Raw genomic sequence first — 6,748 nt, forward strand, 5'->3', positions numbered from 1 at the left:
CCGACGCGCACCCGGGGCCCTCGCCGATCCGGCGGGGGCCCCGCTGCGTCCGACGAGGTGCGTTCGAGGCGGGTTCGGCGAGGTGGTGCGCGGTGCCGGCCCGGGCATGGGCCAGGATGGAAGTCGGAGGCGGGACACCGCCGGGAGCACAGGAGGTGGGGGCGTGACGGCGTTCGGGCCGGAGCAGCGCAGGCTGCTGGAGTCGGAGTCCGCGAGGCTCTACGAGGCGCTGGTGCGCGAGGGCTCCTTCGCCCTCGACGACGAGCGCGTCACCGAGGGCCCCGACCTCGCGCCGGCGTTCGCGCTGCTCGTCGACATCGGCCTGGTCCAGCGCGACGCCGCGGGCGAGCGCTGGGTGGCGGAGGACCCCTCCGCGGTGCAGGGCCACGTCGTGGCCCCCATGAGCCAGGAGGGCACTCGCCTGCTGGAGGAGTCGACGCAGTGGGCCCAGGCCTTCGGCTCGCTCGGGCAGACCTGGCGGCGAGCGTCCACGGGCGGCACCGGTCACGGCTCCATCACCCACCTGCGCGAGGAGGCCATCGGCCCCTACCTCACCGGGCTGGTCAACGACGTCGAGGAGGAGATCCTCACCGCGCAGCCGCAGACCGGCCGCAACGCCCGCACGCTGGCCAGCGCGGCCCTGCGCGACACCGCGGCGCTGGACCGGGGCGTGCGGATGCGCACGCTCTACCAGCACTCCGCGCGACGCAGCACCATCACGCACAAGTACGTCGCGGCCGTCAGCGCCCGCGGCGCGGAGGTGCGAACGCTCGATGAGTTCTTCAACCGCCTCATCGTGCTCGACCGCCGGGTGGCGATCATCCCCGGCAGCGAGGACATGCGCGTGGCCGTCGCGATCCGCGAGCCGGCGATCGTCGCCTACCTCGTCGACGTCTTCGAGCGCGCCTGGGAGCGCGGCCGGCCCTTCGGCGACAAGGACGGCGGCACCCTGCGCCGCATCGCCGCGGAGCAGCGCTCCATGACGATCCGCATGCTCATCGAGGGTCACGCCGACCCGGTGAGCGCGAAGCGGCTGGGCGTCAGCCCACGCACCTATGCCGGCTACGTCGCCGAGCTCAAGGGCGAGTACGACGCGGAGACCCGGTTCCAGCTCGGATACCAGATGGGCCGCCTCCGCATCACCGGCGAGGAGCCGGTGGACGCGGAGACGGCCCAGGACTGAGTCGGGGCGCGGAGGCCCCGGAGGTCACTTGGTCTTCGTGACGGGCACGCGGTTGTAGTCCCAGCTGGTGTCAGCGTGAGATGCGGGCGCGACCAGGGAGACCAGGCCGAGGGACAGCGCGGTGGAGGCCAGGGTGAGGCCGACGCGACGCAGGGTGCTCATGAGATGGGTGCCGCCTTCATGCAGGGCCGGGTCTCGGCCGACTTCGAACAGTGGGACACAGTGTGTGGTGTGCCCCCCTGACACGTTGCTCGAAACCTACTGCGACTTGATGCAGTGCGAGAAACTGCAGCGCGACGCCGGTCACAGAGGCGGCCCCGCAGGGTTCGGCCCCGCGTCCGCGGGGGCAGGACGACCAGGCCATGAGGTCCCCCCGATCACTCGTCTCCGAGCGTGCGGCTGCCTCCGTCCGGGAGGCCCTCGAGGGCTCCCTCACCGACCCGGCGATGCTCGGCGGACACCTGCCGCACCGTCCACGGGCCCTGCGCGTGCTCGACACCGAGCTCGTCGCGCCTGGACGCCTGCTGGCCGGCGGACTCGCCTGGCTGCTCGGGATCGGCGCGGCCGCCGGACTCACGGCCAGCGCGTGGTCCGGCGCCGCGCCGGCGCTGCGCGTCGGCGGCCTGGTGCTGGGCGTCGCGCTCGCCGTCGGAGCGGTCCTGCTCGCGATCCGCGTGCGCGCGGCCGGGCGTCGCGTCGTCGACGCGTTCTGCTGGTGGAGCGTGCTGCCCCGCCTGGTCGCACAGGCGGAGGGCCGCGCGACCGACTGGGGCGTCGGCGGGGGCGCCAGCGGCGTCGAGGCCGCCGTCGAGGCCCGCACCTGGTACCTCCACCCGCGCCGCTACCTCGCGGCCGGGCTCGCGGCCCTGGGCGGGCTGGCCCCGCTGATCCTCCTGCGCCTGGTCACCGATGCCGAGGGCCGATTCGCCGACGTCTGGCCCGCCGATCAGGACGCAGCGCTGTTCGTGGCGTTCGTCGGCCTGGCGGTCCCGAGCTGGTACGCCGCGGCCGCACTGTTCCGCACCACCTCCCTGGCCGGCTCGGCGCAGGCGCAGAAGGACCCCGTCACCCAGCGCCTGCTGCGGCGCGACTGACGTCGCGGCGACGGGACCTGCGGAGACAGACGATCCCGCCCGGCGCGGCCGGGCGGGATCGGTGTCTGCGGAGGCGGGGGGATTTGAACCCCCGATGGGGTTGTAGCCCCAAACCCGATTAGCAGTCGGGCGCCATAGACCGGACTAGGCGACGCCTCCCTACAGCGGCAGCAGGCTACAGGCCTCGGGTGGCGGGCGCCCAATCGCCTCCGTCGGGCGCGGCGTCGGAGCGTCCGGTGCGGGTCCGACGCGTCAGCGCGGGCGGGTCTGCCCGTCGCGCAGCCGCTGCTGCAGCTCGCGGACGAACTGCTCGCGGTCCAGCGCGATCGCCTGCACCGGGATCGAGGTGGTGCCGCCGTCGCGCAGCTGCAGGACGACCACCGGGATGCCGTGGGGCGAGGCGGTGGCGGCCTCCTCGACGTCGGTCCAGGCCGCCTGCGTGACGCCGGCGCCGCGCACGAAGCGGACGCGGTAGCCCTCGGCGTCCACGTGCATCAGCGTCGCGCGCGTGCGCAGCCACCAGCCGAACCAGAACACCGCGGCCAGGGCCAGCACGAGGACCAGCACCATGACGTCGGGGTTGATCGGCGCCACCGACACGATCGCGGTGCCGGCGAAGGCGACGACGCCGAGCAGCACCAGGGCGAGGCCGAAGAAGCGGGCGGCGAACTGCGGGGCGAGCCGGTAGTCGTGCGGCACGGGGAGGGGATCGCGTCGAGCCATGACCCGATTCTCCCAGCCGCCCGACCTGACCCGACGCACGCCCTTGCGGAGGCGGACCTCGCGGGTGCATGGTCGAGGACCACCTCGTCTCCGGGAGGCCCGCCATGACGCTCCTCGACCCGCACGCGCCCGCCCGTCACGACGCCCTCGCGGCGTCCATCGCCGAGCTCGAGGGGGCGATCGCCGACCTGGCCCGCGGCGGGAGCGGCTGGCCGCTGCGGCCGGCGCTCGCCCACGTGCGCGACGCCCTCCTCGCCGAGCGCGCCGAGGCCGGCGAGGCCTGGCTGGCCGCGCGCGGCGAGGCCACGGTGCGGGCCGGGCGCGCCCTGCTCGAGCGGATCGGCGCGCTCGGCGTCCGGCTGCCCCACGATCCCGCCGCACAGCTCGACGACCTGCGCCGCCTGGCCCTCGACCTCACCCACCACGCCCAGCGGCGTCGCGACCTGGCGTGGGACGCCGTCGAGCTCGAGCTGGGCGGGTCGGAGTAGCCCGGCCGCACCACTAGACTCCGGCGCGAGCCGCGGCCCGCGGGCGGCGGCTCGAGGAGGGGTGCCGGAGTGGCCGATCGGAACCGCCTTGAAAGCGGTCGTGGGGAGACCCACCGCGGGTTCGAATCCCGCCCCCTCTGCGGCGCACGTCCCCGGACGCGACTCGCCCCCGCCCGGCAGAGCCGGACGGGGGCGAGCGGTGCGTCGAGAGACGCGGTCGATCTACGCGAGAGGCGTGATCAGATCGCGGTGACGTTGGAGGCCTGCGGGCCCTTGGCGCCCTGGGTGACCTCGAACTCGACCTTCTGGTTCTCCTCGAGCGACTTGTAGCCGCTGCCCTGGATGGCGGAGAAGTGGACGAAGACGTCGTCGCCGCCGCCGTCCTGGGCGATGAAGCCGAAGCCCTTCTCAGCGTTGAACCACTTGACGGTGCCCTGAGCCATGATGCGTTTCCTTCGGGTGTTGATCCGCCGACACCGTGCCGGCGGTCGAGCTGAAGACATCTCTTGCGCTTGATGCCCAGCAGTACCGAAGACCAAGGACGTGCAGATGAGCCGCAGGCGGATCTTTCAGCCGGCGGAGGGACCCGAGTGTCCCCTTCAACGCAACTGACGGTAGCAGCGTCGTGGGCGCGGCGCACCATCCGGCGACGCGGTGTCTCACGACCGGGTGAGCCCGGCGTCGGGACGCCCTCAGGCGGGGTCGAGCACCACGAGCACGTCGCCCTCCTGGACGACGTCGCCGGCGGCGACCTTCACGGCGCTCACGACGCCGGGAGCCTCGGCGAGCACCGGGATCTCCATCTTCATCGACTCCAGCAGCACCACGGTGTCGCCGGCGGCCACGGAGGCCCCGGGCTGCACCGAGACGGTCATGACGGCGGCGACCATCTCGGCGACGATCTCGATCTGCTGCACACGGGCCACGCTGCGACCGTAGTCGTTACCGGCAGGTACCCCGAGTCGGTGCGACGGCGCGGGAGCAGGGCTGCAGCAGCGCTACAGCAGCGCCTCGGTGCGCGGGGGCTCCGGACGCACCGCGGAGTCCTCCTCGGCGCGGCGGGCCCGGCGTCCCCGGGGGCCGGTGAGCGCGAGGTCGACGCGGATGACGGCGTACCCGAGCACCAGGCCCACCAGCAGGCTGTAGAGCGCCTGCAGTCCGGCGCCGAGCAGCGTGGCCGACGGCTGCACGAGGGACGCGGCGATCGGGGTGGTGGCGGCGACGCCGAACGCGCACACCCACCAGCCCTGACGCCGTCGCGCGCGCATGTGGCAGCCCCAGGCCAGCGCGGGGATGCCGAGCACGGCCGCCACCGGACGCGGGAACGCGCCGAGGTGCTCGCGCGAGGCGTCGGCGACGTCGAAGAGCCGGTCCATGACCGGGCCGGGGCCGTAGCGACGCAGCAGCTCGGCGTAGGCCACGGTGCCGACGAGCAGCACGCCGCCGCCGAGCACCGTGAGCAGGCCGCGGCGTCCGAGGCCGTGGAAGCCGGCGCCGAGGCGGAAGACCAGCGCGAAGGCGCCGACCAGCGCGAGCACGAGCGTCGTGTACTGGAAGCGGGTGAGGCTGGCGGTGGGCTCGAAGCCGACGGTGGCCAGCGCGCCGAGGCCGGCCGTCACGGTCGCGAGGGCGCACTCGCGCGCGGCCTGGACGAACCGCGCGGCGGGCACGGTGGTCATGACGGCGAGGACCGCCGAGACGGCGCAGGTGAGCACCGCGGCGCCGGTGGAGAGCCAGGCGCGGTCGGCCAGCACCGTCGTCACGCCCAGCGCGGCCGCGAGGACGCCGAAGGTCAGGGGCCGTCCGCCGGTGCGCGCCGCCAGGACCCACGTGTAGGTGGCGACGACGAGGGTGGAGCCGAGACCGCCGAGCACGTCGGGGCCGACGGGCACCGCCGCGGCGACGAGCAGCGCGAGGCCCGCGGCCAGGAGGACGCCGACCGGCACCGGCGAGGGGACCGGCACGGGGAGGGCGGGGCGGCGGGACACGACCGCAGAGGCTACAGGCGCCGGTTGGCCAGCGACGGGTTGACGGCGCGGGCGGACGCGACGGCGTCCGGATCGAGCTCGGCGCGCAGGACCTGCGCGTCCTCGCCGCCCTCGACGAGCACGTCGCCGAGCGGGTCGACGACCAGCGAGTGGCCGGTGTAGCGCGGACCGGGCTGGCCGACCGCGACGACGTGGACGGTGTTCTCGATCGCGCGGGCGCGCACGAGCGTGCGCCAGTGGTCGACCTTGCGCTCGCCGGCCACCCAGGCCGCCGGCACGACCAGCACCTCTGCGCCGGCGTCGACGAGGCGGCGCGCCTGCTCGGGGAAGCGGAGGTCGTAGCAGGTCATCAGGCCCAGCCGCCAGGTGCGGGCGGCCGTCCCCAGGTCGACGACCTGCGGCGTCGGCGGGCCGGCGAGCAGCCGGTCGGACTCGCGGTAGCCGAAGGAGTCGTAGAGGTGGATCTTGCGGTACTCCGCGCTCACGGCGCCGCGGACCACCAGCGTGTTGAGCGGCCGGGCGGGGTCGGCGGAGGTCTCGAACATGCCCGCGACGATCGTGGTGGACCGCTCGGCGGCCAGCCGCTCGACCTCGCGCACGAACGGCCCGTCGAGCGTCTCCGCGAACGGGGCGACGTCGGATCCGGCGGCGCCGAAGTCCCGGGCGAAGGCCTCGGGCGCGATGACGAGGTCGGCGTCGACGGGCACGAGCGCGGCCAGACGATCACGGTTGCGGGCGGGCTCGAGGTCGGAGGCCTCCTGCAGGAGGGCGACGCGCAGGCCGCGGGCGGGCTCGTCCATGGACCCACCCTAGGCGCGGGGGCCGGCACGTGACGCGGATCGCCCGCCCGAGCGCCCGGCGCCCGCCCGGGCCCGCGACGGGTGGGCCAGGATGGAGGCATGAGCGACCTGCTGGACCCCGGCCGGGGCGGCTTCTGCGCGATCGTGCTCGCGGGCGGGCGCGGCACCCGGCTCGACGGCGCCGACAAGGCCGGCCTCGAGGTCGACGGCCGCACCCTGCTGGTGCACGCGCTCGACGCGCTCGTCGACGCCGCCGAGGTCGTGGTGGTCGGCGACCAGGTGCCCACCGAGCGGCCCGTGACCTTCGTCCGGGAGGACCCGCGCCACGGCGGGCCGGTCGCGGCGCTGCTCACCGGCGTCGACGCCCTGCTCCGCACGCCCCGGACGCTCGGGGTGCTCGCCGTCGACATGCCGCGGGTGCGGCCGGTGACCTTCCGACGTCTCCACGAGGCCGCCGCCATCGGCACGTCGC

The 6,748-nt window shown here is 75.0% G+C and carries 10 protein-coding genes and 2 tRNA genes; 5 read left to right on the top strand and 7 right to left on the bottom strand.

The window, feature by feature from the left end:
* The first annotated feature begins 163 nt into the window (after nucleotides 1-163).
* A complete protein-coding gene (locus ACZDWJ_RS00575) occupies nucleotides 164-1,183 on the top strand; it encodes a LuxR family transcriptional regulator (RefSeq protein WP_463518963.1) in 1,020 nt (339 codons plus the stop codon).
* Between the two features lie 24 nt (nucleotides 1,184-1,207).
* Here ACZDWJ_RS00575 and ACZDWJ_RS00580 read toward each other — a convergent pair whose 3' ends face one another.
* Entirely contained in the window at nucleotides 1,208-1,345 is a 138-nt protein-coding gene (locus ACZDWJ_RS00580) for a hypothetical protein (RefSeq protein WP_463518964.1), read from the bottom strand.
* Nucleotides 1,346-1,545: 200 nt separating this feature from the next.
* Between ACZDWJ_RS00580 and ACZDWJ_RS00585 the strand changes: the two genes are divergently transcribed.
* The gene (locus ACZDWJ_RS00585) at nucleotides 1,546-2,277 is read left to right on the top strand and encodes a hypothetical protein (protein WP_463518965.1); all 732 of its coding nucleotides are present in this window, start codon (nucleotides 1,546-1,548) and stop codon (nucleotides 2,275-2,277) included.
* 68 nt (nucleotides 2,278-2,345) lie between these two features.
* On the opposite strand, the gene ACZDWJ_RS00590 is transcribed toward ACZDWJ_RS00585, so the two are convergent.
* Nucleotides 2,346-2,436: transfer RNA gene (locus ACZDWJ_RS00590), tRNA-Ser, on the bottom strand.
* Between the two features lie 93 nt (nucleotides 2,437-2,529).
* Nucleotides 2,530-3,000, bottom strand: coding sequence for a hypothetical protein (locus ACZDWJ_RS00595; protein ID WP_463518966.1), 471 nt, complete (start codon nucleotides 2,998-3,000; stop codon nucleotides 2,530-2,532).
* A 104-nt stretch (nucleotides 3,001-3,104) separates the two neighbouring features.
* Here ACZDWJ_RS00595 and ACZDWJ_RS00600 point away from each other — a divergent pair, with 104 nt between their 5' ends.
* Complete coding sequence (locus ACZDWJ_RS00600) at nucleotides 3,105-3,488, top strand: hypothetical protein (RefSeq protein WP_463518967.1); 384 nt, start codon at nucleotides 3,105-3,107, stop codon at nucleotides 3,486-3,488.
* A 55-nt stretch (nucleotides 3,489-3,543) separates the two neighbouring features.
* Nucleotides 3,544-3,628: transfer RNA gene (locus ACZDWJ_RS00605), tRNA-Ser, on the top strand.
* Nucleotides 3,629-3,727: 99 nt separating this feature from the next.
* On the opposite strand, the gene ACZDWJ_RS00610 is transcribed toward ACZDWJ_RS00605, so the two are convergent.
* From ACZDWJ_RS00610 to ACZDWJ_RS00625, 4 genes are all read right to left on the bottom strand, one after another.
* The gene (locus tag ACZDWJ_RS00610; RefSeq protein WP_463518968.1) at nucleotides 3,728-3,931 is read right to left on the bottom strand and encodes a cold-shock protein; all 204 of its coding nucleotides are present in this window, start codon (nucleotides 3,929-3,931) and stop codon (nucleotides 3,728-3,730) included.
* 249 nt (nucleotides 3,932-4,180) lie between these two features.
* A complete protein-coding gene (locus ACZDWJ_RS00615) occupies nucleotides 4,181-4,414 on the bottom strand; it encodes a biotin/lipoyl-binding carrier protein (RefSeq protein WP_463518969.1) in 234 nt (77 codons plus the stop codon).
* 72 nt (nucleotides 4,415-4,486) lie between these two features.
* Nucleotides 4,487-5,476, bottom strand: a complete 990-nt coding sequence (locus ACZDWJ_RS00620) for a hypothetical protein (protein ID WP_463518970.1) — start codon at nucleotides 5,474-5,476, stop codon at nucleotides 4,487-4,489.
* 11 nt (nucleotides 5,477-5,487) lie between these two features.
* A complete protein-coding gene (locus ACZDWJ_RS00625) occupies nucleotides 5,488-6,276 on the bottom strand; it encodes a carbon-nitrogen hydrolase family protein (RefSeq protein WP_463518971.1) in 789 nt (262 codons plus the stop codon).
* Nucleotides 6,277-6,375: 99 nt separating this feature from the next.
* Between ACZDWJ_RS00625 and mobA the strand changes: the two genes are divergently transcribed.
* Nucleotides 6,376-6,748 (top strand): molybdenum cofactor guanylyltransferase (gene mobA, locus ACZDWJ_RS00630; RefSeq protein ID WP_463518972.1); only part of this gene is annotated, 373 nt, incomplete at its 3' end.

The organism is Nocardioides sp. B129/18 (genome assembly GCF_055282735.1).

Coding starts and splice junctions, on each gene's coding strand:
- ACZDWJ_RS00580 (WP_463518964.1), bottom strand. CDS start 1,345: ATGAGCACCCTGCGTCGCGTCGGCCTCACCCTGGCCTCCACCGCGCTG.
- ACZDWJ_RS00585 (WP_463518965.1), top strand. CDS start 1,546: ATGAGGTCCCCCCGATCACTCGTCTCCGAGCGTGCGGCTGCCTCCGTC.
- ACZDWJ_RS00595 (WP_463518966.1), bottom strand. CDS start 3,000: ATGGCTCGACGCGATCCCCTCCCCGTGCCGCACGACTACCGGCTCGCC.
- ACZDWJ_RS00600 (WP_463518967.1), top strand. CDS start 3,105: ATGACGCTCCTCGACCCGCACGCGCCCGCCCGTCACGACGCCCTCGCG.
- ACZDWJ_RS00610 (WP_463518968.1), bottom strand. CDS start 3,931: ATGGCTCAGGGCACCGTCAAGTGGTTCAACGCTGAGAAGGGCTTCGGC.
- ACZDWJ_RS00625 (WP_463518971.1), bottom strand. CDS start 6,276: ATGGACGAGCCCGCCCGCGGCCTGCGCGTCGCCCTCCTGCAGGAGGCC.